This is a genomic window from Kitasatospora sp. NPDC101235, from assembly GCF_044767505.1.
GTDB lineage: Bacteria > Actinomycetota > Actinomycetes > Streptomycetales > Streptomycetaceae > Kitasatospora.
In genome coordinates this window covers 368684-394393 of sequence record NZ_JBIWNZ010000003.1, presented here as the reverse complement: position 1 = coordinate 394393, position 25710 = coordinate 368684, and the positions used below count along the sequence as shown (strand labels likewise).

The following is a 25710-nucleotide window of genomic DNA, read 5'->3' as shown; positions in this document are numbered from 1 at the left end:
CGGTGAACGACAGTGAACGACGGCGCCCCCGGAAGGACGAACCTCCCGGGGGCGCCGTACGGGGCGGGACCGTCAGACGGCCGCCGCCTCCAGCGAGGCCTCGGCCGGCTTCTCGCTCTTGCCGGTCCCGCGCAGCGGCACCTCGCGCAGGAACACCGCCGCGGCGATCGCGATCACGGCCACGCCGGCGCCCCACAGGAAGACGGTGTGCATGCCGTTGGACACCGCGTGGTGGTAGGCGTCCTGGATGGCCGGGTCCAGCTGGCGCAGCGCGGCCGGGCTCATCTGGCCCGGGTCCTGTACGCCACCGCCGGCGACGGCTTGCTCGCCGAGCCGCTCCTTCATGGTGTCGGTCACCCGGTTGTTGAACAGGGCGCCGAACAGCGCGACACCGAAGGAACCGCCGATGGTGCGGAACAGGGTGGCGGTGGAGCTGGCCACGCCCATGTCCTTGAGCTCGACGCTGTTCTGCGCGACCAGCATGGTGATCTGCATCAGGAAGCCCATGCCGGCGCCCAGCACGATCATCCAGCAGGCGGAGGTGAAGCTGCTGGTGCCGGTGCCCATGGTGGAGAGCAGGATCAGGCCGGCGGTCATCACGAGGGTGCCGATGATCGGGTAGATCCGGTACTTGCCGGTCTTGGTGACGGCCTGGCCGACCACCAGCGAGATCACCAGCATGCCGAACATCATCGGCATCAGCAGCAGCCCGGAGTTGGTGGCCGAGGCGCCCTGGACGATCTGCTGATAGAGCGGCAGGAAGACGGTCGAGCCGAACATCACGAAGCCGACGATGAAGCCGATGATCGAGACCAGGGTGAAGTTCAGGTTGCGGAACAGGCTCAGCGGGAGCATCGGCTCCTCGACCCGCTGCTCCACGTAGCAGAAGGCGATCAGCGAGGCGGCGGCGAGCGCGGCCAGGCCGAGGATCTCCTTGGAGCCCCAGGCGTACTGCTGGCCGCCCCAGGTGGTGATCAGCACCAGTGAGGTGATGCCGACGGTGAGCAGGACGGCGCCCAGGTAGTCGATCTTGGCGGTGCTGCGGACCTTCGGCAGCTTCAGGGTGACGACGACCACGGCGAGCGCGACCACGCCGAGCGGCAGGTTGATGTAGAAGGTCCAGTGCCAGCTCAGGTGGTCGGTGATGAAGCCGCCGACCAGCGGGCCGCCGATGGTGGCGAGGGCCATCACCGCAGCGAACATGCCCTGGTACTTGCCGCGGTCGCGCGGCGGGACGAGCGCACCCATGATCGACATGACGCCGACCATCAGACCGCCGGCGCCCAGGCCCTGGACGGCGCGGAAGCCGATCAGCTCGTTCATGTTCTGCGACAGGCCGGACAGCGCCGAGCCCACCAGGAAGATCACGATCGAGGTGAGGAAGGCGCCCTTGCGGCCGTACATGTCGCCGAGCTTGCCCCAGATCGGGGTGGAGGCGGCGGTGGCCAGGGTGTACGAGGTGACCACCCAGGACAGGTGCTCGGCGCCGCCGAGATCGCCGACGATGGTCGGCATCGCGGTGCCGACGATCAGGTTGTCGAGCATGGCCAGCAGCATGGTGACGACCAGGCCGACCATCACGAGGCGGATCTCGCGCGGTGACCGCGGTTTCTCCTCCTCGGCCGTCTTGTCCTCCGGTACCGGGCCGGCGGGCTTGGACTGTGACATGAGGTGGGGTCTCCCGGAGGGTGGTTCGGACGGGGCGTCGTGCCGTGCGGCGGATCACTTACTTGTCGCCCGGCTAGTTTATCGACCGTCGGCACGGTAAGTTGTTTCCTAGCCGGTCGTCAAGCTAGTTTCCCAGCCGGCCGCCTGGGCAGGGAGAATGAGCCCGGGGCGGACACCACCTCCCGGGGTCCGCATTACACCGACGCAGTCATGAGGCAGGCCATGGGCACTCCGCACAGCCCCCGCAGTGACACCCGGGCTCGCATCATCGAGGTGTCACTGGAGCTCTTCGCCGAGCAGGGCTACGAGCAGACCTCACTGCGCGAGATCGCCGACCGCCTGGGCGTCACCAAGGCCGCGCTGTACTACCACTTCAAGACCAAGGACGACATCGTCCTGGGCATCGTCGAGCGGATGGCCGCGCCGATCGACGAGACCATCGCGTGGGGCCGCAAGCAGGCCTGGAGCCCGGAGATGCGCGACGAGCTGATCCGCCGCTTCGCGGATGGGATGGCCGAGCGGGCCCCGCTGCTGCGCTTCTTCCACGAGAACCAGCCCGCGCTGCGCGAGTCCCCGGCCGGGCTGGCCTTCAAGGACCGGATGATCACCATGATGCAGCTGGTGCACGGGCCGGAAGCGGACTTCCACGACCGGCTGCGGGCCGCGATGGCGCTGTTCACCGTCCACTCGTCGCTGTTCCTGCTCAAGCAGGACAACGCGGACTGCGGTCACGCCCGGAACGTGTGGGGCGAGCAGCTGCCCGCCGCCGACCTGGACGCGGCGATCGGGGCGGCCCGGGACATCGCACTGGAGATCGGCGCCGGGATCAGCCACCCCGCCCCGGCCCCCGCCCCCGCCGGGACCTGAGGGCGCCGGACGGCTCAGAAGTCCGTGACGCCGTGCCCCGCGAGGTAGGCGATCGGGTCGACCACCGCGCCGTAGCGGTTGCTGGTGCGGATCTCGAAGTGCAGGTGCGGGCCGGTCGAGTTGCCGGTGCTCCCGGACAGCCCGATCCGCTCGCCCGCCGACACCCGCCGGCCCGCCGGGACGGCGAGCGAGGACATGTGGGCGTACTGCGCGAAGTGCCCGTCCGCCAGCCGCAGCACGACCTCCTTGCCGTACGCGCCGTCCCAGCCGGCCGACACCACGGTCGCGTCGCCGACCGCCAGCAGCGGCGTGCCCGGGGAGACCGCGAAGTCCACCCCGGTGTGGTAGCCGGCCGCGTAGCCGCGGTCGGCCTTCCCGTACGGGTTGCTGGTCGGTGCGTTCGGCACCGGCGCCGACCACCCGGGAGCCGGCGCCGGCCCGGGTTCGGGCTCGGGGGCCGGCCCGGCGGCGGGCTCCGGCTCCGGCTGCGGCGCCGGCGGTCCGAGCGGCAGCAGGTTGGCCGCCACCGCCACGAACTGCTGCGCCGAGTCGCCGTCGTCGGGCAGCTTGTACGGGCTGGGGCCGGCCACCTGGACCAGCCCCGCACTCGGTACCTGCGCCTGCGGCACGGTGAAGGCCGAGCTGCCCGGCGTGGTGGGCCGCACGGTCTGCGCCGAGGCCGTGCCCGGGGTGGCCGCCAGCAGCACCCCGGCGAGCAGCGCGGCGACGCTTCCGGCGGACACCAGCGCGTGGTCGTGCTCGGCCCGCTGCCGGCTGCCGGGCAGGGTGGTGTGCCGGGGCGAGCCGAGGGCGCGCAGCGGAGCGACGTGGGTACGGACGGCGTGGCCGATCCTGGGCTGCCAGGCCGCGGCCTGGGCCGCCGCGAGGGCGGTGAGCCGGCGCAGGGCCGGCCCCACGGGCGGGACGGTGGACATCGCTTGCCGTACCTCACGGGTCGTACGAGGGCAGCACGGAGGGCCCGTTCGGGCGCGTGCTGAGCGGGGGACCACTCAGGTTTAACGGTCACCGAGCGGAGTCCCAAACGGGGTGACGTACTACGGCGTGTAGTCAGCGTGGCGCCGGAGATTCGAACCGGCGGAGTAGCGACCACGGGATCCGGTCGTCCACGGCCGCTCGGGGCGCCCGCCGATTCCGCCGCCCCGGCTACTACCGCCGGTCGTACCGGGCCGGAGGCCTGTGACCAGCACCACGCGCGGCCGGGGTTTGCGGGCTCGGACCGCTTTCCGTCCGCACCGCTGACCGGTCCGGCCCGCTGCGGGACCATCGAGCCATGTATGGCAACAGGAGCGAAGACCCCGACGCCAGTGACCGCCCGAGCCTGCCGGACCGCCGCTTCGCCGCCCTGCGCGGCTGCGAGCGACTGCTGTCCGGCGTCCGGCCGCAGAGCATCCGTGAACGCCTCGCCGACCTGGCAGGCACGCTGCCGGGCGCCGCCCCCGGTCCGCACGGCGCCGCCGACCTGGACGGCCGCCCGGACCAGTACGGCGACGGTGTGGTCCGCACCCTGGAGCGCCGGGTCGCCGAGCTGCTCGGCACCGAGGACGCGGCCTTCTTCCCGACCGGCACGATGGCCCAGCAGATCGCCCTGCGGATCCACGCCGAGGCCGCGGGGCCGCGCACCGTGGTCACCCACCCGCTGGCCCACACCGACCGGCACGAGCGGCACGTGCTCGCCGTCCTGTCCGGCCTGCGCAGCCTCTGGCCGACCACCGCGCCCCGCCAGCCCACCGCCGAGGAGCTGCGCGCCCTGGACGAGCCGTACGCCGCGCTGAGCCTGGAGCTGCCGCTGCGCGACGCCGGGTTCGTGCTGCCCGGCTGGGCGGAGCTGGTGGAGCTGGCCGCGGTGGTGCGCGGGGAGCACGGTGCGGCGCTGCACCTGGACGGCGCCCGGATCTGGGAGTCCGCCGTCGCCCTCGGCCGGCCGCTGCCGGAGGTCGCCGGCCTGGCCGACTCGGTCTACGTCTCCTTCTACAAGACGCTCGGCGGGATCAGCGGCGCCGCGCTGGCCGGCCCGGGCGGCTTCGTCCGCACCGCCCGGGCCTGGCGGCACCGCTACGGCGGGCAGCTCTACCAGCAGTGGCCGTTCGCGCTGGCCGCGCTGGCCGGGCTGGAGCGCGAACTGCCGCGGCTGGCCGGGTACGTGGCGCACGCCGGGACGGTCGCCGGGGCGCTGGCCCGGGCGTTCGCCGCCGTCCCCGGCGCCCGGGTGCACCCGGCCCCGCCGCACACCCACCAGTTCCAGCTCTGGCTGCCGTACCCGGCCGGGGAGTTGGAGGAGGCCGGGCTGGGGCTGGCCGAGGAGACCGGGATCGGGCTGTTCGGTGCCTGGCGCGAGTGCGGGCCGCCGGGGCTCTCGATGACCGAGGTCACGGTCGCCGCGGCCGCCCTCGACTGGACCGGCGCCGACGTCGCGGTGGCCGCCGCCGCCTTCCTGGACCGGTTACCGGCCGACCGGTCCTGACAAAGCGTCCGGCCCGCCCCCGCGCGTTGCGGGGACGGGCCGGACGTGGAGTTGTCAGAGCTGCCTGGTCACAGGCCGATCGCTACCGGGGTGACGATCAGTTGTCGACCGGGCGGACCCGGATCCAGGTCTCCAGGTAGTTCGAGGACTCGTTCTCGACCTCGATGCTGGTCCCGGTCTTCGGGACGTTGACACCGCTGTACTGGTTGTCCTTGCTCCACCACGACTTCAGGTCGTTGAACTCGTCGACGCCCTTGGCCTTCGGGATGACGGTCTCGGCGCCGGCCTTGTGCAGGGTCAGCGCCGGGACGCGGCGGGAGCCGAAGGTGGAGTCGAAGCCCTGCATGCGCGGACGCATCAGGGTGCCGTCGTTCCACTTCAGCGGGGTCGGGTGCGAGTCGACCGGCAGGATCAGGCCCTGGCCCGGGTGGGCGCTGACGTTGTTGTCGGTCTGCGACTCGTCCCAGTACCAGATCAGCAGGCCGGGCTGGTACGAGAAGTGCTCGACCCAGTTCGGCTTGTCGGCGAAGCCGAAGTTGTACGGGCCGGTCTTCAGGGTCTGGTCGAAGGACACGTACTGCCGGTTCTCCGCGATGTAGTACTGCGCGTAGTCCTTGGAGTACGAGCCGCCGAAGCGGGAGAACCCGTCGGCCACCCAGCCGTTGTCACCGTTCTCGACGTCGTCGCTGAACACGGTGGCGCCGTCGGCGACGACCGTGATGTTGTCCAGCGTCAGGCCGCGGAAGTGCAGGCCGCCGTCGGTGGTGTTGTGGTAGCGGAACTTGATCTGCTTGCCCGCGTAGGCGTCCAGGTTGAAGGACAGGTCGCCCCAGGCGGCCACCTGGCCGCTGAGGGCCGGGCGGTCGTTCTCGCGGGGCAGCGCGGTGCCGTTCCAGGTGCCGTCGATGACGGTCCAGGTCTTGCCGCCGTCGGTGGAGACCTCGCCGAACGCGTAGTCGAAGTCCTGCTCCAGCTCGTACCAGGCCTTGGCGTTGATGCTGGCCTTGGTCTTGCCGGTCAGGTCGATGTCGCGGGTGAGCGTGACGTTCAGGTTGTCGGCGCTGCCGCTCCACCACTCACCGGTGCCGCCGAACGGCTTGTTGATCTCGGTGGTGATGCTCTTCTTCGGCAGGTCGACGATCAGACCCTGCGGCAGGTTGCTGTTGTACTCCGCCGGGCCGATGTGGTGGGTCGACTCGGTGCCCGCCTTGGCGCGGTCGGCCTTCAGCCAGCCCAGCTTGTACTTGCTCCAGGCGTCGAGGTCGTTCGGCATGTCGCCGATGCTGTTCTTGCCCTCGCCGAGCCAGGAACCGGAGGACATCAGCGACCAGAAGCCGACCGAGTTGTCGATGCCCTTGCCAGCGGTGTCGTAGAGGTCCGGCAGACCGAGGTCGTGGCCGTACTCGTGGGCGAAGACGCCGAGGCCGCCGTTCTCCGGCTGCATCGTGTAGTCGCCGATCCACAGGCCGCTGTTGCCGACCTGGACGCCACCGAGCTTGTTGCCCTCGGGGCCGGCCTTGCCCTGCAGGTTGCCGTAGACGTACGAGCGGTGCGCCCACAGGGCCTTGCTGCCCTGCTTGCCGCCACCGGCCGACTTGTCCTCACCGGCGTGCACGATCTGGAAGTGGTCGATGTACCCGTCGGGCTGGTTGAAGTTCCCGTCGTGGTGCGAGCCGTAGCGGTCCCACTGGTCGTACTGGGCCAGGGTCGCCTTGATCTGCGCCTCGGTCTGACCCTTGGCCAGCTGGTCCTTGTACCAGATGTCCACGGCGTCGCGGATCAGGTCCTGGGCGCTGGCGCAGACGTTGGAGCCGCAGTAGTCGGAGCCGTAACGGGCCTCGTTCCACGGCACCCGGACCCAGTCCGAGACCACGCCGTCGACCGAGTAGCGGCCCGAGGACTGCTTCTCGTAGTAGGTCTTCAGCGAGGGCTTGTCCTTGGAGAAGTACAGGTCCTGGAAGTGCTGCTGGTTGTAGTCGGCCTGCCAGGCGGTCGAGTTGTTGGTGGCCGGGTCCGGCTTCTCGATCTCGTTGTGCTTCGGGCCGGCCTCGCCGCCGTACTTGACCTTGCCGTCCGGCGTCTTGGTGGTGTTGTCCACCTGGTCACCGAAGTCGACCAGGATGGTGAAGATCTTGTCCGTGCGCTCGCGGGCGAGCTCGACGTACTTGTCCTTGCCGAGCTTCACGCTGGTGCTGCCGTTGTGCTGCTCGACCTGGGCGGTGCCGTTGAGCAGCTTCTCGGTGGCGGCCTTCTGCTCCGCCTCCACCTTCGCGGTCAGCGGGCCCGGAAGGTTGTGCTCGGTGTTCTGGACGGCGTCGGCCGGGTCCTTCGGGACCGGGGCCGAGCCGGCGGCGACGGCGGTGCCCGGGAACAGGCCCGCGCCGAGCGTGACTATGACCGCTGCGGCCGTGGCAGCCGCAGCGGTTCTCCTGGTGTTCTTCAACGTTGTGACGTCCTCCCCGACCGGGGCCAGCTTCTGGCCAAAGCCCGGCAAACCAAAATGAAAGACAGGTGGACGTCATTTGATACAAGCGTGCACAGAAAAGATAGACCTTGACCGTGACATGGTCACGGCGCTATGCTCCGCGACTTCCCATAATCTGACCCTGTGTCAACCGGATGTTCGTTAAAGCTTGCTGAGAAACCGAGCGCACCCGCACCAGCCAGCACGGGAGCCAGCCGCCCCGCTCCGCCACGCTGCCGGCCCGCCCGGGACGGAACGCACCGAGCCCCCGGCGTGAACGCCGGGGGCTCGATGGCTGTGAAGTTGTCTGTTAAAAGTTGGGTTACTTCGTCAGGTCCGGACCGGACGAGGCGACCGCGGCCGGGGTGTCCGCGACGGCCGACTTCTCCTCGCCGCGGAAGGTGAACTTGGCGTCCTTGCCCTCGCCCTCGACGTCGACGACGACGATGTGGCCGGCCCGCAGCTCGCCGAAGAGGATCTTCTCCGAGAGGTGGTCCTCGATGTCGCGCTGGATGGTGCGGCGCAGCGGACGGGCACCCAGGATCGGGTCGTAGCCGCGCTTGGCCAGCAGCTTCTTGGCCTCGACGCTGAGCTCCAGGCCCATGTCCTTGTCCTTGAGCCGCTCGTCCACCTTGGCGATCATGAGGTCGACGATCTGGATGATGTCGTCCTCGGACAGCTGGTGGAACACCACGATGTCGTCGACACGGTTCAGGAACTCGGGGCGGAAGTGCTGCTTGAGCTCCTCGCCGACCTTCGCCTTCATCCGCTCGTACCCGGTCTGGGTGTCACCCGCGGCCGCGAAGCCGAGGTTGAAGCCCTTCGAGATGTCCCGGGTGCCGAGGTTGGTCGTCATGATGATGACGGTGTTCTTGAAGTCCACCACGCGGCCCTGGGAGTCGGTCAGGCGACCGTCCTCCAGGATCTGCAGCAGCGAGTTGAAGATGTCCGGGTGGGCCTTCTCGACCTCGTCGAAGAGGACGACCGAGAACGGCTTGCGGCGGACCTTCTCGGTCAGCTGGCCGCCCTCCTCGTAGCCCACGTAGCCGGGCGGGGAGCCGAACAGCCGGGAGACGGTGTGCTTCTCGGAGAACTCGGACATGTCGAGCGCGATCAGCGCGTCCTCGTCGCCGAACAGGAACTCCGCCAGCGTCTTGGACAGCTCGGTCTTACCGACACCGGACGGGCCGGCGAAGATGAACGAACCGCCGGGGCGCTTCGGGTCCTTGAGGCCCGCACGGGTGCGCCGGATGGCCTGGGAGAGCGCCTTGATGGCGTCCTTCTGGCCGATGACGCGCTTGTGCAGCTCGTCCTCCATGCGCAGCAGGCGGGACGTCTCCTCCTCGGTCAGCTTGAAGACCGGGATGCCGGTGGCGGTGGCCAGGACCTCGGCGATGAGCTCCTCGTTGACCTCCGCGACGACGTCCATGTCGCCGGCCTTCCACTCCTTCTCGCGCTTGGCCTTGGCCTGCAGGAGCTGCTTCTCGTCGTCGCGCAGGGACGCGGCCTTCTCGAAGTCCTGCGCGTCGATCGCGCTCTCCTTCTCGCGGCGCACGTCGGCGATCTTCTCGTCGAACTCGCGCAGGTCCGGCGGCGCGGTCATCCGGCGGATGCGCATCCGGGAGCCGGCCTCGTCGATCAGGTCGATCGCCTTGTCCGGCAGGAAGCGGTCCGAGATGTACCGGTCGGCCAGGGTGGCGGCGGCGACCAGGGCGGAGTCCGTGATGGAGACCCGGTGGTGGGCCTCGTAGCGGTCGCGCAGACCCTTGAGGATCTCGATGGTGTGGGGCAGGGAGGGCTCGGCGACCTGGATCGGCTGGAAGCGGCGCTCCAGCGCGGCGTCCTTCTCCAGGTGCTTGCGGTACTCGTCCAGGGTGGTGGCACCGATGGTCTGCAGCTCGCCGCGGGCCAGCATCGGCTTGAGGATGCTGGCGGCGTCGATGGCGCCCTCGGCGGCGCCCGCGCCGACCAGGGTGTGCAGCTCGTCGATGAACAGGATGATGTCGCCGCGGGTGCGGATCTCCTTGAGCACCTTCTTCAGGCGCTCCTCGAAGTCACCGCGGTAGCGCGAGCCGGCCACCAGGGCGCCCAGGTCCAGCGTGTAGAGCTGCTTGTCCTTGAGCGTCTCCGGGACCTCGCCCTTGACGATCGCCTGGGCCAGGCCCTCGACCACGGCGGTCTTGCCGACACCGGGCTCACCGATCAGCACCGGGTTGTTCTTGGTGCGGCGGGACAGCACCTGCATGACCCGCTCGATCTCCTTCTCGCGCCCGATGACCGGGTCGAGCTTGGCCTCGCGGGCGGCCTGGGTGAGGTTGCGGCCGAACTGGTCCAGGACCAGGGAGGTCGACGGGGTGCCCTCGGCGGGCCCGCCGGCCGTGGCCGACTCCTTGCCGCCGCCGGTCTGGTAGCCGGAGAGCAGCTGGATGACCTGCTGGCGCACCCGGTTGAGGTCGGCGCCCAGCTTCACCAGGACCTGGGCGGCGACGCCCTCGCCCTCGCGGATCAGGCCGAGCAGGATGTGCTCGGTGCCGATGTAGTTGTGGCCGAGCTGGAGGGCCTCGCGGAGCGACAGCTCCAGGACCTTCTTCGCCCGGGGGGTGAAGGGAATGTGGCCGGACGGGGCCTGCTGGCCCTGGCCGATGATCTCCTCGACCTGCTGGCGAACGGCCTCAAGAGAAATCCCGAGGCTCTCCAGGGCCTTGGCGGCGACGCCCTCGCCCTCGTGGATCAGACCCAGGAGGATGTGCTCGGTGCCGATGTAGTTGTGGTTGAGCATCCGGGCTTCTTCCTGAGCCAGGACGACAACCCGCCGCGCGCGGTCGGTGAACCTCTCGAACATCGTTTATCGCTCCTCAGAGCGGTCGGGCAGTTCGGGGTCCGTCCCCGCCCTGTCCTTCCGCATGCTAGTCCCGCTCAGCGGCGCGGCCCACGGATTCACTCCCCGGTAGAGGAGCGAGATGCTGCGCGACCAGCCGACACCAATCCCAACCTGATGCTGGGAAACGGTGTTCCCACAGGTGGGCCGGATGCACCGGATTCCGCTACGCCATCGGCGAACACGTGCCGCCGGGGCGCGGCCGGAACCGTCCGTCCGGTCGCCCATACTGCCCCTGGACGGACCGAAGAACCCGTCCACCTGCATTCATACCCGGTATCGGGACGGTTCTCGCGCAGTTTCCGCGGTGGCGGTGTTCGCCTGGCGAGAAGTCCGGCCGCGGCGACGGTGGTTCGACGGCGGCCGGGGGCCGGGTACGCCGTCCCGGTGGTGTCCGCGCTACCGCTTCGCTCCTACAGCGTTGCACAGACCGTGATTGTTCCGCCGCCCGAGCCCGCGCCCGGCAGGGCCCCCGGAACCGGTGGTGGCGCGGCCGTCCGGGCACGCGCCGCGGGGCGCGGAGGAGACCCTCCGCGCCCCGTGCGTGTGATGGCGGCGCCGCCTTCGGCCGCCGGGGCCCCGCACCCGCTCCGGCGGGCCTGCGGCGCCGGGATCAGGACGCGTTGGCCTTCTCGTAGGCCTCGCGCACGTTGCTCGGAACCCGGCCGCGGTCGTTGACCTCCAGGCCCTGCTCCTTGGCCCACGCGCGGATCTTGGCGGTGTCGGGCGCACCGCCGCCGGACGGACGCGCAGCACCGCCGCGGCCCGGACGACGGGCACCGGCGAGCCGGCCGCTCTGCTTGCGGCCCTTCTCCACGTACGGCGCCAGCAGACCGCGGAGCTTGTCCGCGTTGGCGCTCTTCAGGTCGATCTCGTAGGCAACGCCGTCGAGGGCGAACGTCACCGTCTCGTCCGCCGAACCGCCGTCGAGATCGTCTTCAAGAATGACCTGCACCCTCTGTGCCACGGGCTTCCCTTTCCGCTAAACGACCCATTGCCTAAGGAAAGGAAAGCGCCTTTCTCCGGAAAACACAAACCCTTGACCCGGGTGGAGCGGCTCAGAGGTGCAGCAGCATGCGCGAGTTGCCCAGTGTGTTGGGCTTCACCCGCTCCAGGTCGAGGAACTCGGCGACGCCTTCATCGTACGAGCGGAGGAGTTCTTCATAGACATCCGTAGCGATCGCCGCCGGGTCTGTCGTACCATCATCGGTTTCCTGGAGCTCGCCGATCTCGACGAAACCGTGTTTCGCGAAGAACGCGACCTCGAACGTCAAGCAGAAAATCCGACGGACGCCCAGCCAGCGTGCCGTCTGCACCAGCTTCTCCAGCAGCAGGTGCCCGATCCCGGAGCCCCGGACGACCGGATCCACCGCGAGCGTGCGGACCTCGGCGAGGTCCTCCCACATCACGTGCAGTGCGCCGCAGGCCACCACCACGCCGTTGTCGTCGCGTTCCGCGACCCAGAACTCCTGGACGGATTCGAACAGTGTGACTGTGGGCTTGTCCAGCAGAATGCCGTCGCGCGAGTAGGTGTCGATGAGCCTGCGTACTGCCCGCACGTCCGTGGTCCGCGCCCGGCGGATGGTGACCTCCATGGTCGGGACGTTATCGCGCCGCTCCCGGTTCCGTCCCACCGGTATCCGGTCCGTCGTCCGCGGAATCCGCGCCGGTCGGATCGGACGGGAACAGTGCGGCCACCCGCAAGGCGTCCCGGAGCGCTTCGCGTTGCTCGGGCGACATCAGGCCGAAGAAGTGCACCAGGGCCGCCGCCGGATTGTCACTGGTGGCCCAGGCGTCGTTCATCAGGGCCGCCGTGTACGCCTCACGCGAGGAGACCGGTTCATATCGATAGGCCCGGCCGACCCGCTCGCGGCGCAGCCAGCCCTTTCTGTGGAGCTTGTCCAGGACGGTCATCACCGTGGTGTACGCGATTTCGCGTTCCGACCGCAGATCCAGGAGAACCTCGCGAACCGTGACCGGTCGGTTCCACTGCCACACCCGGGTCATGATGGCGTTCTCAAGTTCGCCGAGTTGCCGGACCATAGTGCGGCCAGGATAGGGAGTGAATGGGGCAAATCTTGTGAAGTGCGCCAAACCGGCGCGCCGCCACCCCCGGGAATCGGGAATGGCGGCGCGCCGGTCGTCCGGGGCGGCTGACGGCGTCAGTCGCGGGTGCCGCCCGTCGCTCCTCGCGGTCCTCGCGGTCCTCGCGGGGCCGCTCGGCCACGCGGGATCAGTCGATGTCTTCCTTGGTCCGCTGGGCCCCGCCCTGGCTGCGGACGATGGCCCGCACCAGGAATCCGAAGCCGATCGCCATGACCAGCGGCGGCACGATCGCGCTGACGTAGTCCATCAGGTCACTCCTCCTCGGTCTTCTCCGCCGTGGCGGCGGAAGCCTTCGGCTCCGGCTTCACCAGCGGGAAGAGCACCGTCTCCCGGATGTTCTTGCCGGTCAGCAGCATGATCAGGCGGTCCACGCCGAGGCCGAGGCCACCGGTCGGGGGCATCGCGTACTCCAGGGCACGCAGGAAGTCCTCGTCCACCTGCATCGCCTCGACGTCGCCACCGGCCGCCAGCAGCGACTGGGCGGTGAGACGGGCGCGCTGCTCGACCGGGTCGACCAGCTCGGAGTAGGCGGTGCCGATCTCGGTACCGAAGATCACCAGGTCCCACTTCTCGGCCACGCCGGGCTGCGAGCGGTGCTGGCGGGTCAGCGGGGAGACCTCGGTCGGGTAGTCCTTGATGAAGGTCGGCCGGACGGCGTTCTCCTCCAGCAGGCGCTCGACCATCTCCAGCACGATCTGACCGTGGCCCCAGTCCTTCTCGAACGGGATGCCGTGCTCGGTGGCCAGCTTGCGCAGCTCCTCGACGCCGGTCTCCGGGGTGACCTCGACGCCCAGGTGGGCGGAGATGCCCGGGTAGACGCCGACCTCCTCCCACGGCTCGGCCAGGTCGATCTCGTGCTCGACGCCGTGCGCGTCCACGCCCCTGATCACCGTGGTGCCCAGCGCGTCCCGGGCCGCGTTGACGATCGTCTCGCGGATCAGCTCGGCCTGGGTGCCGTAGTCGCCGTACGCCTCGTACGACTCCAGCGAGGTGAACTCCGGGTTGTGGGTGGAGTCCGCGCCCTCGTTGCGGAAGTTGCGGTTGATCTCGAAGACCTTCTCGGCGCCGCCGACCACCAGCCGCTTGAGGTACAGCTCGGGGGCGATGCGCATGTAGAGGTCGATGTCGTACGCGTTGATGTGCGTCTTGAACGGACGCGCGTTGGCGCCGCCGTGCACCGGCTGGAGCATCGGGGTCTCGACCTCGATGTAGCCGCGGTCCTCGTACGTGCGGCGGATCGAGCGGACGACCTTGCTGCGCAGGTGCAGGATCTCGCGGGCCTCGGGGTTGACGATCAGGTCCACGTAGCGCTGGCGGACCCGGGCCTCCGGGTCGGTCAGGCCCTTGTGCTTGTCCGGCAGCGGGCGCAGGCACTTGGCGGTGAGCTCCCAGCGGTCGACCATCACGGACAGCTCGCCGCGCTTGGAGGTGATCACCTCGCCCTCGACGCCGACCTGGTCACCGAGGTCGATGTCGGTCTTCCAGGCCGCCAGCCGCTCAGCGCCCAGCTTGTCCAGGGAGAACATCACCTGGAGGTCGCCGGTGCCGTCGCGCAGGGTGGCGAAGCAGAGCTTGCCGCCGGTGCGGGAGAGGATCACGCGGCCGGTCACGCCGGCCCGCTCGCCGGTCGCGGTGTCCGGCTCCAGGTCCGGGTGCTTGGCACGCAGGTCCGCGATGGTGGTGGTGCGGGGGAATCCGACCGGGTACGGGTCGACACCGGCCGCCCGGAGCCGGTCCAGCTTCTCGCGCCGGACGCGCATCTGCTCGGGAAGGTCGTCGGTCGCGGGAACAAGGCTCTGATCGGTCACCCCACAAGGGTAGCCAGCCACACACGGTGCTCCGCCACGGGATTACCGCAGGGGAGACCGCGGCGGCGGTCTCCCCTCGGGGACGGCGGGTGATCCGGCTCAGCCGGTGCCGGTGGCGAGTTCGATGTCCTCGATCTCGTCGGGGCCCTGGTCGGCGGGCGGAGTGGGGTGGGCCGGGGGCTTGGGGCGGCGGCCGAACAGTTCGGCGGGGGTGGGCATCCGGTGCGGACGGGGCGGGGTCTTCGCGGCGGCGGGCTGCTCCGGGCGGGAGTCGGTGCTGCTCATGGTGGTCCGTCCTCCTACAGGGGTGGGGTGACTGTTCGGCGGTGCGGCGGGGCTCGGTACGGCCACCAGGTGGCGGGGCTGCCCGGTGTGGAGGGCGAGCCGCTCGCGGACGGCGGCCTCGGCCAGCGCGTGGCAGCGCCCGGCCAGCCGGGAGCGGCGGGACCGCTCGCCCTGGCCGCAGGGCTGGCGGGTCAGCCCGCGCAGTGCGGTGAGGTCCTCCGGCGCGGGCAGGTACCCGTCGGACACCGCCTCCTCCAGCCGCTCCAGGTAGCCGGGGGCGCTGCCGGGCAGGGCGGAGCGGTAGCGTCCGAGGTCGGCGAGCAGGAAGGCGCGCAGCCGGCCGCCCTCCTGGACGGCCTCGTCGATCGCCTCGGTCAGGCGCAGGGCGTCCTGGACGTCCTCCGCCCAGAGCTCGACGCCCGGCCCGGCGAGCGCCGGCCGTTCGGGCCGCTGGAGGTGGACGGGGACGGCGGGGTGCAGGGCTTGGGCGAGGGCTCGGCGCAGCACGCGGACTTCGTCGGCGCTGAAGGCCATGCCGCCGCGCGATCCGTGTGGCGTAGGCATGGGCTGACACTACGTGAGGAATATCCGATTTGTCGGTAACGTCGCGCCGAACACTCCACGTTCGGCCCGGTGAAGAAGCCTTTCGCCGCCACCTGTAACGCCGTCCGGGGTGCGCCTGGCCATCCAGGTGACAGGGGATCACGAGGCAAGGGGCGGACGGGTCGGAGCCGGACGGCCGGCGGCCGCCACCCCGAGCTCCGCGCCGGTTCCCGGCCCGGAGCTCGCGCGCATGGTCACCGACCTGCTGCCGAAGGGCACGGCGGCGGCGGGCGAGGCCCGGGGGGCGGAGAGCCGGGCGCCGCTCAGTCGGTGGGCCGGTTGCGCTCGTACACCAGGCGCAGGCCGATCAGGGTCAGCCAGGGCTCGTGCACGTCGATGGTGGTGGCCTCGCCGAGGACCAGGGAGGCGAGACCGCCGGTGGCGATCACCTGGACGTCGTCCGGGTCCTTGGAGAGCTCCCGGGCCATCCGCTCGACCAGGCCGTCGACCTGGCCGGCGAAGCCGTAGAGGATGCCGGACTGCATGCCCTCGACGGTGTTCTTGCCGATCACGTTGCGCGGGCGGGCCAGCTCGATCTTGCGCAGCTGGGCGCCGCGGACGCCGAGCGCCTCGACCGAGATCTCGATGCCGGGGGCGATCGCGCCGCCGACGTAGTCGCCGCGCGCGTTGACGGCGTCGAAGGTGGTCGCGGTGCCGAAGTCGACCACGATGCACGGGCCGCCGTACAGGTGGTTGGCGGCCAGCGCGTTGACGATCCGGTCGGCGCCGACCTCCTTGGGGTTGTCCATCAGGACGTGCACCCCGGTCTTCACGCCGGGCTCCACGATCACCGCGGGGACGTCGCCGTAGTAACGGCGGGTCACCTCGCGGAGCTCGTGGAGCACGGCGGGGACGGACGAACAGATCGCCAGGCCCTCCACCGTGGCCTCCCGGACCGCGGTGTGGTTGCCCATCAGCCCTTGCAGCAGCACCGCCAGTTCATCGGCCGTGCGGCGCGGATCGGTGGAGATCCGCCAGTGTTCCACCACGTCCTCGCCGTCGAACAGGCCGAGCGTGGTCTGGGTGTTGCCGACGTCGATGGTGAGGAGCATGGGGCGCTTTCTGCGAGTCGGGACAGGTCTGTTCTCGACCTGACGGTCAGGCGCGCAGGTCCAGGCCGATGTCCAGGATCGGCGAGGAGTGGGTGAGCGCGCCCACCGCCAGGTAGTCGACACCAGTCTGGGCGACCTCGCGCGCGCTGGCCAGGGTCAGTCCGCCGGAGGCCTCCAGCTTCGCCCGGCCCGCCACCAGCACGACGGCCTCCTTCAGCTGCCCGACGGTGAAGTTGTCCAGCAGGATCAGGTCCGCCCCGGCCTCCAGCACCGGCAGGATCTGCTCCAGGGTGTCCACCTCGACCTCGACCGGCAGCTCCGGGTACGCGGCCCGGACGGCCCGGAAGGCCTCGGCCACGCCGCCGGCCGCGACCACGTGGTTGTCCTTCACCAGCGCGGCGTCGGAGAGCGCCATCCGGTGGTTGGCGCCGCCGCCGCAGCGCACCGCGAACTTCTCCAGGGCGCGCAGGCCCGGGGTGGTCTTGCGGGTGTCACGGACCACCGCGCCGGTGCCCTCCAGGGCGTCCGCCCAGGCGCGGGTCGCGGTGGCGATGCCGGACAGGTGGCAGAGCAGGTTGAGCGCGCTGCGCTCCGCGGTCAGCAGGTCGCGGGTGCGGGAGCGGACCGAGAGCAGCACCTGGCCGGCCTCCACCCGGTCGCCGTCCTCGACGTGCCGCTCGACCTCGAACTCCTCCTCGCAGACCAGCGAGACGACCGCCTCGGCGACCCGCAGGCCGGCCACCACGCCGGCCTGGCGGGCGGTGAAGTCGGCGGTCGCGACGGCCTCGGCGGGCACGGTCGCCACCGAGGTGACGTCCTCGCCGCCGGCCAGGTCCTCGGCCAGCGCCAGGGTGGCGATGTCCTCGACCTCGACCGGGTCCAGCCCGGCCTGCTCCAGCAGCTCGGCCAGCTGCGGGTCCAGGCCGGTCTCGTAGCCCTCGCCGTCCCCGCAGGCGCAGCCGTCGCCGCAGCCGCCGGCCATCGGGAGTTCCTCGTGGGAGTGGGTCATGGTTCTACTGCTCCTCAGGGGTGCTGACCGGGCCGCCGGTGGCGGCGAGGGTGGTGATCAGATGGCGTCGCCAGTGGGCGTCGTCGCGCTCGGGGAAGTCCTCGCGCCAGTGGCAGCCGCGGGTCTCCGCGCGCTGCGCGGCGGCCGCGACCAGCGCGGTGGCGACCAGCAGCAGGTTGGCGGCCTCCCAGGTCTCCACCCGGGGGTCGGCCGGCTTCTCCTCGGCGGCGTGCGCGTAGCCCTGCTCGGCGATCAGGCCGAGCCCGGCCGCGGCGTCGGCCATCGAGGCGGCCGAGCGCAGCACGCCCGCGCCGTGCGACATCAGCCGCTGGATCTCGGCGCGCGCCTCGGAGGGCGGCAGCGGGACCGGGTGCGCGGACCGGGCGGCCTCGACGTCCACGGTGCGCTCGGGCAGCTCGCCGGCCCGGTGCCGGCCGGTCAGGTCGGCGGCGATCCGCTCGGCGAAGACCAGGCCCTCCAGCAGCGAGTTGGAGGCCAGCCGGTTGGCGCCGTGCACCCCGGTGCAGGCGACCTCGCCGCAGGCGTACAGGCCGGGGACGCTGGTGCGGCCGTGCGGGTCGGTGCGCACGCCGCCGGAGGCGTAGTGCGCGGCCGGGGCGACCGGGATCGGCTCGGTGACCGGGTCGATGCCGTGCGCGCGGCAGGAGGCGAGGATGGTCGGGAAGCGGTGCTCCCACATCTCGGCGCCGAAGTGCCGCCCGTCCAGGAACATGTGCTCGGCGCCCTGCTCCTGCATGCGCCGGGTGATCGCCTTGGCGACGATGTCGCGCGGGGCCAGTTCGGCCAGCTCGTGCTGCCCGACCATGAACCGGACACCGTCCGCGTCCACCAGGTGGGCGCCCTCGCCGCGCACGGCCTCGGAGACCAGCGGCTGCTGGCCCTCGGCCTCCGGGCCGAGCCAGAGCACGGTCGGGTGGAACTGGACGAACTCCAGGTCGGTGACGGCGGCGCCGGCCCGCAGCGCGAGCGCCACGCCGTCGCCGGTGGAGACCGCCGGGTTGGTGGTGGCGGAGAAGACCTGGCCCATGCCGCCGGTGGCGAGCACCACCGCGCGGGCCCGGACGGCGCCCACGCCGTCGCGCCGGCCCTCGCCCATCACGTGCAGGGTGAGCCCGGCGGCGTGGCCCACGGCGTCGGTGAGCAGGTCGAGGACGAGCGCGTGCTCGATCAGCTCGATGCCGGGGTCGGTGTGGACGGCTGCGACCAGGGCGCGCGATATCTCGGCGCCGGTGGCGTCTCCGCCCGCGTGGACGATCCGGTCGCGGTGGTGGCCGCCCTCGCGGGTCAGCAGGATCTCGCCGTCCTCGCCCCGGTCGAACAGTGCGCCGGTGGCGATCAGTCGGCGGACGGCGTCCGGGCCCTCGGTGACCAGGGTGCGCACGGCCTCCTCGTCGCAGAGCCCGGCGCCGGCCACCAGGGTGTCGTCCAGGTGCTGCTCGGGAGTGTCCCCCTCGCCCAGGGCGGCCGCGACGCCGCCCTGGGCCCAGCGGGTGGAGCCGTCGTCCAGCATCGCCTTGGTGACCACCATGACCCGCAGGCCGGCCTTGCGGACGTTGAGCGCGACGGTGAGGCCGGCGACCCCGGAGCCGACCACGACCACGTCGGTGGTGGCGGTCCAGCCGGGGGCCGGGGCGGTGAGGCGGTGCGTGGACATGGGTGGGTGGCTCCTTCAGCGCGAGGCGGCGGCGGCCGCGCCGTTGCCGTCACCGTACGCCCTGTCCCCCCGGAGCAGCCCGGTGCCCTCCTGGGCCTCCGCAGGGTCCCCGCCCAGGCCGGTGATCCGGTTCCGCTCGTCCACGAAGACGATCTTCGGCTCGTAGCCCTTGGCCTCGGCCGTGTCCATCTGCCCGTAGGCGATGAGTATGACCAGGTCGCCGGGGTGGACCAGACGGGCGGCGGCGCCGTTGATGCCGATCACGCCGGAGCCGCGCGGGCCGGCGATGGTGTAGGTCTCCAGCCGGGCGCCGTTGTCGATGTCGACGATGTGGACCAGCTCGCCGGGGAGCAGGTCGGCGGCGTCGAGCAGGTCCTCGTCCACCGTGACGGATCCCACGTAGTGCAGGTCGGCCTGGGTCACGGTGGCCCGGTGGATCTTGGACTTGAGCATGGTGCGGAGCATGTGGTCACGCCTCCTGTGAGTGCATGCCGGAAAGGGGGTCCTGCTGCCGGTACTCGCTACCGGACGACGGTGCGGAACTACCGGACGATGATGCGGACGTTGTCGATCAGGCGGGTCGGGCCCACCTTCGCGGCGACGGCCAGCACCGCCTCGCCCTGGAAGTCGTCCGCCGCCTCCGAGAAGTCGTGCGGGTCGATCAGGGCGAGGTAGTCCAGGGTGATGCCCTCGGCGCCGTCCAGGGCGGCCGAGGCGGCCTCGCGGACGGCCTTCGGGCCCTGCGCGGCGGCGTCCCGGCCGGCGAACAGGGCCTTGGACAGGGCGAGGGCGTGGGTGCGCTCCTCCGCCGAGAGGTAGCGGTTGCGCGAGGACAGCGCCAAGCCGTCCTCCTCGCGGACGGTCGGCACGCCGACGATCTCGACGTCGAAGTCCAGGTCGGCGACCATCCGCTGGATGATCGCCAGCTGCTGGGCGTCCTTCTCGCCGAAGAAGGCGAAGTCCGGGTCGGTGATGTGCAGCAGCTTGGCGACCACGGTCAGCACGCCGTCGAAGTGGCCGGGCCGGGTGGCGCCCTCGTAGCGCTCGCCCATCGGGCCGGCCACCATCCGCACCTGCGGCTCGCCGTTCGGGTAGACCTCCTCGGCGGACGGCGCGAAGACCACGTCGGCGCCGTTCTCCTCGGCCAGCTGCACATCGGCGTCGAGGGTGCGCGGGTAGCGCTCCAGGTCCTCGTCCGGGCCGAACTGGAGCGGGTTGACGAAGACCGTCACCGCGACCCGGCCGTCCCGGCCGACCTGCTTGCGGGCGGCCCGGATCAGCGCGGCGTGGCCCTCGTGCAGCGCGCCCATGGTCATCACGACGGCGTTGTCCACCGGCCGCTCGTCCGGCCAGAACGCGGCCTCGAAGTCGTCCACGGTGCGGGTGACGACGGCCCGGTGGACCTTCGGCGTCCGCTGGGGCTTGTTCGGCTGCTTACCGCGTGCCATTCAGTGCGTCTCCTCGTTCAGTACGTCCAGCAGCTCCGCCGCCGACGTCTCGTCGATCGTCCCGTTGGCGAGCGCCCGCTGCGCGGTGGCGCGGGCCATCGCGCGGTAGGCCGCCGGGATGTCCGGGGACACCGTACTGAGCTGCGCCAGGTGGCGCCGTACGGTGCCCGCGTCGCCCCGGGCGACCGGGCCGGTGAGGGCCGCGTCGCCGGAGCGCAGGCTGTTGTCCAGGGCGGCCCCCAGCAGCGGGCCGAGCATCCGGCCGGGCTCGGCGACGCCGGCCGTGCGCAGCAGGTCCATCGCCTGCGCGACCAGGGTGACCAGGTGGTTCGCGCCGTGCGCGAGGGCGGTGTGGTAGAGCGGGCGGACCTCCTCGGGCACCCACTCGGGTTCGCCGCCCATCTCCACCACCAGCGCCTCGGCGACCGGCCGCAGCTCCTCGGGGGCGGTCACGCCGAACGGGCAGCCGGCCAGCCGGGCCAGGTCCACCGAGGTGCCGGCGAAGGTCATCGCCGGGTGCAGGGCCAGCGGCAGCGCCCCGGCCCGGGTGGCGGGCTCCAGGATGGCGACGCCGTGCGCGCCGGAGGTGTGCACGACCAGCTGGCCCGGGCGGACGGCGCCGGTGGCGGCCAGTCCGGCCACCAGGTCGGCCAGCGCGTCGTCCGGGACGGTCAGCAGCACCAGGTCGGCGGCGGCCAGCACCTGCGGCGGGGTGACGATCCGCACGCCCGGCAGCAGCGCCTCGGCGCGGCGGCGGGAGGCGGCGGACACCCCGGAGGCGGCGACCACGGTGTGCCCGGCGAGCTGGAGGGCCGCGCCCAGCGCGGGGCCGACCCGGCCGGTGCCGACCACGCCGACGGCCAGCCGGGCCGGGCGGTTGCCGGGGTCGTCGGGATCACCGAAAGCCCGGTCGCCGAGACCGTCGGCGAGCGGGCCGAACTCGCCGGAGTCGGCGAAGCCGGACGGATTCACGTCCACCCTTGTCCTGCCTTGTCCTGAATGACCGTTCCAGTCCACTCGACGGGTACCGGACGTACCGCCCCAGTCTACGGGGGCGCCCGAACGGCGCAGCGGCTCAGTCGGTGGCCCCGGCCCGGATCAGCCCGGCCTCGTACGCCAGCACCACGGCCTGGACCCGGTCGCGCAGGCCCAGCTTGGCCAGGATCCGGCCGACGTGGGTCTTCACGGTGGCCTCGGAGAGCACCAGCCGGGCCGCGATCTCGCCGTTCGACAGCCCCTGGGCGACCAGCAGGAACACCTCCCGCTCGCGCTCGGTCAGCGGGCCGAGGGCGTTCGAGCCGGGCGAGCTGTGCGGGGTGGGCAGCACCTCGGCGAAGCGGTCGATCATCCGGCGGGTGGTGGTCGGGGCGACCACCGCGTCCCCGCCGTGCACCGCGCGGATCGCGGCCACCAGCTCGGTCGGCGGGACGTCCTTGAGCAGGAAGCCGCTGGCGCCGGCCTTGAGCGCGGCGAAGGCGTACTCGTCCAGGTCGAAGGTGGTGAGGATGAGCACGTGCGGGGCGTTCGGCAGCGGGCTGCCGTCCTCGGCCAGGCAGATCCGGCGGGTCGCCTGCACGCCGTCCAGCCGCGGCATCCGGACGTCCATCAGGATCACGTCCACCTCGGTGCGCCGCAGCAGCTCCACAGCCTGCGCGCCGTCGCCCGCCTCGGCGGCGATCTCGATGTCGCCCTGCGACTGGAGGATCATCCGGAAACCGGTGCGCAGCAGTTCCTGGTCATCGACGAGCATCACACGGATGGTCAAGGTGGGACTCCTTGGAGGGGTGGACGGCGGACGGGGCTAGTGGGCCGCCTTGAGCGGCAGGACGGCGCGGATCCGGAAGCCGCCGCCGGGGCGGGGGCCCACGTCGAGGCTGCCGCTGACCATGCCGACGCGCTCGCGCATGCCGATCAGGCCGTGGCCGAGGCCGTCCGCGCCGCCGGCGGCCAGCTGCTCCTCGGTGCTGCCGCGCCCGTCGTCCTCCACCAGGACGGCCAGCTCGCGCTCGCCGAAGTCGACCGCGACCCGGGCGTGCGCGTCGGGGCCGCCGTGCTTGCGGACGTTGGTGAGCGCCTCCTGGACGATCCGGTAGACGGTCAGCTCGACGCCGCGCGGCAGCTCGCGCGGGTGCCCGGAGGTGGCGTAGTCCACGTCGAGCCCGGCCGTGCGGACCTGCTCCAGCAGCTCCGGCAGCTCCTCGACGCCAGGCTGCGGCACGTACTCCTCGGCCTTGGTGTCGGAGGTGCGCAGCACGCCCAGCAGACGGCGCATCTCGACCAGCGCCTGGCGGCCGGTGGAGGCGATCGTGCCGAGCGCCTCCTTCGCCTGCTGCGGGGAGTTGTCCAGGACGTACGCGGCGCCGTCGGCCTGGACGATCATCACCGAGACGTTGTGCGCGACCACGTCGTGCAGCTCGCGGGCGATCCGGGCCCGCTCGGCGGCGACCGCCACCTTGGACTGGGCGTCCCGCTCGCGCTCCAGCCGGGCGGCGCGGTCCTCCAGCTCGGTCAGGTAGGCGCGGCGCACCCTGGTCAGCCGGCCCCAGGCCCAGCAGAGGATGAACGGCGTGCTCATCAGCAGCGTGATCAGCGCCGCCTCGCCGAAGGTGTACGGGCGGGTGTGCGCGTCGCCCGCCTTGTCGAAGATCGTCTTCACCGGCTTCATCTGCCAGAACACCAGCGGCCCGGCGGCCAGCCCGGCCGCCAGCGCCAGCCGGGAGGTCCACTTCCGGCCGAAGGCGGCGCCGGTGTAGGCGAAGACCAGGTAGGCGATCGAGGAGCCCTCCGGCGTGACGTTCACGACCACCTGGCCGACGCCGATGCAGGTGGCGGCGGCCACCGTGAGGTCGGGGTGGCGCCGCCGGAAGACCATCAGCAGCGGCAGCAGCACCGCGATCAGGATCGAGGCGTCGAAGCGCCAGCCCTCGTCGGCGTAGTTGTCGCTCGGCACCAGGCCGAAGAACAGCACGATCGACGCCCAGGCGGCGTCGACCACCATGGGGTGACGGCGGAGCCAGGCGTTGAGTCGATGCACGTGTCCAGCGTAGGCAGTCGTTCCGCATGCCCAGGTCCGCCGGTAGGGCGATCCGTCCTACTCCGTAGGTCGGAGAGGCACCCGGGCCGATGGGGAGGGCCTTCCCTGACCGGGTAGCGTCCCGCCCCATGACTTGGATGCGGTGGGCGCCCGCCATGGAACAGGCCCTGTACGACCCGGCGCGGGGCTTCTACCGCAGGCCGGAGGGGCCCGCCGGGCACTTCCGCACCTCGGTGCACGCCTCGCCGAGGTTCGCCCGTGCGGTGGCCCGGCTGCTGCTGGAGGTTGACGAGGCCCTCGGCCGTCCGGAGGAGCTGACCCTGGTCGACATGGGGGCCGGGCGGGGCGAACTGCTCACCGGTGTCCTGGCCGAGCTGCCCGCCGAGGTGCTGGCGCGGCTGCGCCCGTACGGCGTGGAGATCGCGCAGCGCCCGGCCGGCCTGCCGTCCACAGCCCTGTGGACGGACGAGCCGCCGCGCGGGGTGACCGGGCTGCTGTTCGCCAACGAGTGGCTGGACAACGTCCCGCTGGACGCCGGCGAGGTGGACGAGGACGGGGTGCTGCGCTACGTCGAGGTGGACACCGCGACCGGCGAGGAGCGCCTCGGGGAGCCGGTCTCGGCGGCCGACGCGGCCTGGGCCGAGCGCTGGTGGCCGGCCGTGGAGCCCGGCGAGGTGGTGGAGTTCGGCGGGCCCCGGGACGCCGCGTGGGCGCGGGCCGCGGCCGGGCTGGAGCGCGGCCTGGCCGTCGCCGTCGACTACGGGCACACCGCCGGGCGGCGGCCGCCCTTCGGTACGTACGCCGGCTTCCGGGACGGCCGGGAGGTGGCCCCGGTGCCGGACGGCTCCTGCGACGTCACCGCGCACGTCGCGCTGGACTCGATCGCCGTGCCCGGTCTCCACAGCCTGTGGACAACCCAGCGGGAGGCGCTGCGGGCGCTCGGCGTGAGCGGGGAGCGCCCGGCGCTCGCGCTCGCCACCAGTGACCCGGCCGGCTACCTGCGGGCGCTGAGCGGGGCGGGGGAGGGGGCCGAGCTGACCGACCCGGGCGGGCTGGGCGGGTTCGGGTGGCTGGTACAGGCCGTCCACATGCCGGAACCTGCGGGCTTGGCGTGCCTGCCGGGATGGCAGACTCTGGGGGCATGAGGGAGACCACGGTCGGCATCGGGGCGGGAGCCGAGAACTTCACCGGCGCGGCGGGCACCACCGACATGGTGCTCAACATCGGCCCGCAGCACCCGGCCACGCACGGCGTGCTGCGGCTGCGCATGCTGCTCGACGGCGAGCGCATCGTGAGCGCCGAGCCGGTGATCGGCTACATGCACCGGGGCGCCGAGAAGCTGTTCGAGGCCCGTGACTACCGGCAGATCATCATGCTGGCCAACCGGCACGACTGGCTCTCCGCCTTCTCCAACGAGCTCGGCGTCGTCATGGCCGTCGAGCGGATGCTCGGCATGGAGGTCCCGGAGCGGGCGGTGTGGATCCGTACCCTGCTCGCCGAGCTCAACCGGGTGCTCAACCACCTGATGTTCCTCGGCTCGTACCCGCTGGAGCTGGGCGGGATCACCCCGGTCTTCCACGCCTTCAACGGCCGAGAGGACCTCCAGCACGTGCTGGAGGAGGCCTCCGGCGGCCGGATGCACTACATGTTCAACCGGGTCGGCGGCCTCAAGGAGGACCTGCCGGCCGGCTGGCTCGGCCGGGTCCGCACCGCCGTCGCCACCGTGCGCTCGCAGCTGCCGGTCTTCGAGGACCTCGTCCTCGGCAACGAGATCTTCCGCGCCCGCACCGCCGGCGTCGGCGTCCTCACCAGGGCGCAGGCCGAGGCGTACGGCGTCAGCGGCCCGATCGCCCGGGCCAGCGGCCTCGACCTCGACCTGCGCCGCGACGAGCCCTACCTCGCCTACGGCTCCGAGGAACTGCGGCAGGTGCTCACCGTGGTCACCCGCGAGGAGGGCGACTGCCTGGCCCGCTTCGAGTGCCTGCTGGAGCAGACCCTCAACTCGCTGGACCTCGCCGACGCCTGCCTCGACAAGCTCGCCACGCTGCCGCCAGGCCCGGTCAACCAGCGGCTCCCCAAGGTGCTCAAGGCACCCGAGGGCAGCACCTACGCGTGGACCGAGAACCCGCTCGGGATCAACGGCTACTACCTGGTCTCGCGTGGCGACAAGACGCCGTGGCGGCTCAAGCTGCGCTCGGCGTCCTTCAACAACATCCAGGCGCTGACCGAGCTGCTGCCGGGGACGCTGGTCGCGGACATGGTGGCGATCCTGGGGTCGATGTTCTTCGTGGTCGGGGACATCGACAAGTAGGCCGGTGGGTGGTTGATCCG

General features: G+C 71.7%; 20 protein-coding genes and 1 pseudogene. 4 read left to right on the top strand and 17 right to left on the bottom strand.

The genetic code is table 11. The features are described from left to right. Positions 1-72 precede the first annotated feature (72 nt). On the bottom strand, positions 73-1668 hold the full coding sequence (locus ACIRRH_RS07965) for an MDR family MFS transporter (protein WP_403063260.1): 1596 nt from the start codon (positions 1666-1668) through the stop codon (positions 73-75). 222 nt (positions 1669-1890) lie between these two features. Between ACIRRH_RS07965 and ACIRRH_RS07960 the strand changes: the two genes are divergently transcribed. After that, positions 1891-2535 (top strand): TetR/AcrR family transcriptional regulator, encoded by a 645-nt coding sequence (locus tag ACIRRH_RS07960; protein WP_403063257.1) that lies wholly within the window; start codon positions 1891-1893, stop codon positions 2533-2535. Between the two features lie 14 nt (positions 2536-2549). Here the strand turns inward: ACIRRH_RS07960 and ACIRRH_RS07955 are convergent, their stop codons facing one another. After that, a complete protein-coding gene (locus ACIRRH_RS07955) occupies positions 2550-3470 on the bottom strand; it encodes a M23 family metallopeptidase (RefSeq protein WP_403063254.1) in 921 nt (306 codons plus the stop codon). A 356-nt stretch (positions 3471-3826) separates the two neighbouring features. On the opposite strand from ACIRRH_RS07955, the gene ACIRRH_RS07950 reads away from it, so the two are divergent. Beyond that, the gene (locus tag ACIRRH_RS07950; RefSeq protein ID WP_403063251.1) at positions 3827-5017 is read left to right on the top strand and encodes a threonine aldolase family protein; all 1191 of its coding nucleotides are present in this window, start codon (positions 3827-3829) and stop codon (positions 5015-5017) included. A 97-nt stretch (positions 5018-5114) separates the two neighbouring features. On the opposite strand, the gene ACIRRH_RS07945 is transcribed toward ACIRRH_RS07950, so the two are convergent. The 15 genes and pseudogenes from ACIRRH_RS07945 to ACIRRH_RS07875 all read right to left on the bottom strand — a co-directional run bounded on the left by ACIRRH_RS07945 (position 5115) and on the right by ACIRRH_RS07875 (position 23343). Further along, a complete protein-coding gene (locus ACIRRH_RS07945) occupies positions 5115-7460 on the bottom strand; it encodes an immune inhibitor A domain-containing protein (RefSeq protein ID WP_403063248.1) in 2346 nt (781 codons plus the stop codon). Positions 7461-7803: 343 nt separating this feature from the next. Beyond that, entirely contained in the window at positions 7804-10323 is a 2520-nt protein-coding gene (locus ACIRRH_RS07940; protein ID WP_224282154.1) for an ATP-dependent Clp protease ATP-binding subunit, read from the bottom strand. 649 nt (positions 10324-10972) lie between these two features. Further along, complete coding sequence (locus ACIRRH_RS07935; protein WP_363380541.1) at positions 10973-11326, bottom strand: Lsr2 family protein; 354 nt, start codon at positions 11324-11326, stop codon at positions 10973-10975. A gap of 91 nt (positions 11327-11417) precedes the next feature. Further along, positions 11418-11954, bottom strand: a complete 537-nt coding sequence (locus ACIRRH_RS07930; RefSeq protein ID WP_403063244.1) for an amino-acid N-acetyltransferase — start codon at positions 11952-11954, stop codon at positions 11418-11420. Between the two features lie 10 nt (positions 11955-11964). Continuing rightward, positions 11965-12402 (bottom strand): BlaI/MecI/CopY family transcriptional regulator, encoded by a 438-nt coding sequence (locus ACIRRH_RS07925; protein ID WP_363380547.1) that lies wholly within the window; start codon positions 12400-12402, stop codon positions 11965-11967. Between the two features lie 314 nt (positions 12403-12716). Next, a pseudogene (lysX, locus tag ACIRRH_RS07920) lies at positions 12717-14273 on the bottom strand (bifunctional lysylphosphatidylglycerol synthetase/lysine--tRNA ligase LysX); the annotation flags it as partial. Positions 14274-14372: 99 nt separating this feature from the next. Continuing rightward, a complete protein-coding gene (locus ACIRRH_RS07915; protein ID WP_403063241.1) occupies positions 14373-15122 on the bottom strand; it encodes a hypothetical protein in 750 nt (249 codons plus the stop codon). A 302-nt stretch (positions 15123-15424) separates the two neighbouring features. Then, entirely contained in the window at positions 15425-16213 is a 789-nt protein-coding gene (locus tag ACIRRH_RS07910; RefSeq protein WP_403063238.1) for a type III pantothenate kinase, read from the bottom strand. A 46-nt stretch (positions 16214-16259) separates the two neighbouring features. Beyond that, positions 16260-17222: a carboxylating nicotinate-nucleotide diphosphorylase gene (gene nadC / locus ACIRRH_RS07905; protein ID WP_403063235.1), complete on the bottom strand. Its 963-nt coding sequence runs from the start codon at positions 17220-17222 to the stop codon at positions 16260-16262. Positions 17223-17226: 4 nt separating this feature from the next. Further along, positions 17227-18897, bottom strand: a complete 1671-nt coding sequence (locus ACIRRH_RS07900) for an L-aspartate oxidase (RefSeq protein WP_403063232.1) — start codon at positions 18895-18897, stop codon at positions 17227-17229. A 15-nt stretch (positions 18898-18912) separates the two neighbouring features. Continuing rightward, positions 18913-19362, bottom strand: coding sequence for an aspartate 1-decarboxylase (gene panD / locus ACIRRH_RS07895; RefSeq protein WP_403063229.1), 450 nt, complete (start codon positions 19360-19362; stop codon positions 18913-18915). Between the two features lie 77 nt (positions 19363-19439). After that, positions 19440-20345, bottom strand: a complete 906-nt coding sequence (gene panC, locus ACIRRH_RS07890) for a pantoate--beta-alanine ligase (RefSeq protein WP_403063226.1) — start codon at positions 20343-20345, stop codon at positions 19440-19442. Continuing rightward, positions 20346-21323 (bottom strand): Rossmann-like and DUF2520 domain-containing protein, encoded by a 978-nt coding sequence (locus ACIRRH_RS07885; RefSeq protein WP_403063223.1) that lies wholly within the window; start codon positions 21321-21323, stop codon positions 20346-20348. A 97-nt stretch (positions 21324-21420) separates the two neighbouring features. After that, a complete protein-coding gene (locus ACIRRH_RS07880; protein WP_403063220.1) occupies positions 21421-22110 on the bottom strand; it encodes a response regulator in 690 nt (229 codons plus the stop codon). Positions 22111-22146: 36 nt separating this feature from the next. Further along, positions 22147-23343 (bottom strand): sensor histidine kinase, encoded by a 1197-nt coding sequence (locus ACIRRH_RS07875; RefSeq protein ID WP_403063703.1) that lies wholly within the window; start codon positions 23341-23343, stop codon positions 22147-22149. A 164-nt stretch (positions 23344-23507) separates the two neighbouring features. Between ACIRRH_RS07875 and ACIRRH_RS07870 the strand changes: the two genes are divergently transcribed. After that, positions 23508-24524, top strand: coding sequence for an SAM-dependent methyltransferase (locus ACIRRH_RS07870; RefSeq protein WP_403063217.1), 1017 nt, complete (start codon positions 23508-23510; stop codon positions 24522-24524). Beyond that, on the top strand, positions 24521-25690 hold the full coding sequence (locus ACIRRH_RS07865) for an NADH-quinone oxidoreductase subunit D (RefSeq protein ID WP_403063214.1): 1170 nt from the start codon (positions 24521-24523) through the stop codon (positions 25688-25690). The genes ACIRRH_RS07870 and ACIRRH_RS07865 overlap by 4 nt, the downstream gene beginning before the upstream one ends. The last annotated feature ends 20 nt before the right edge of the window (positions 25691-25710 follow it).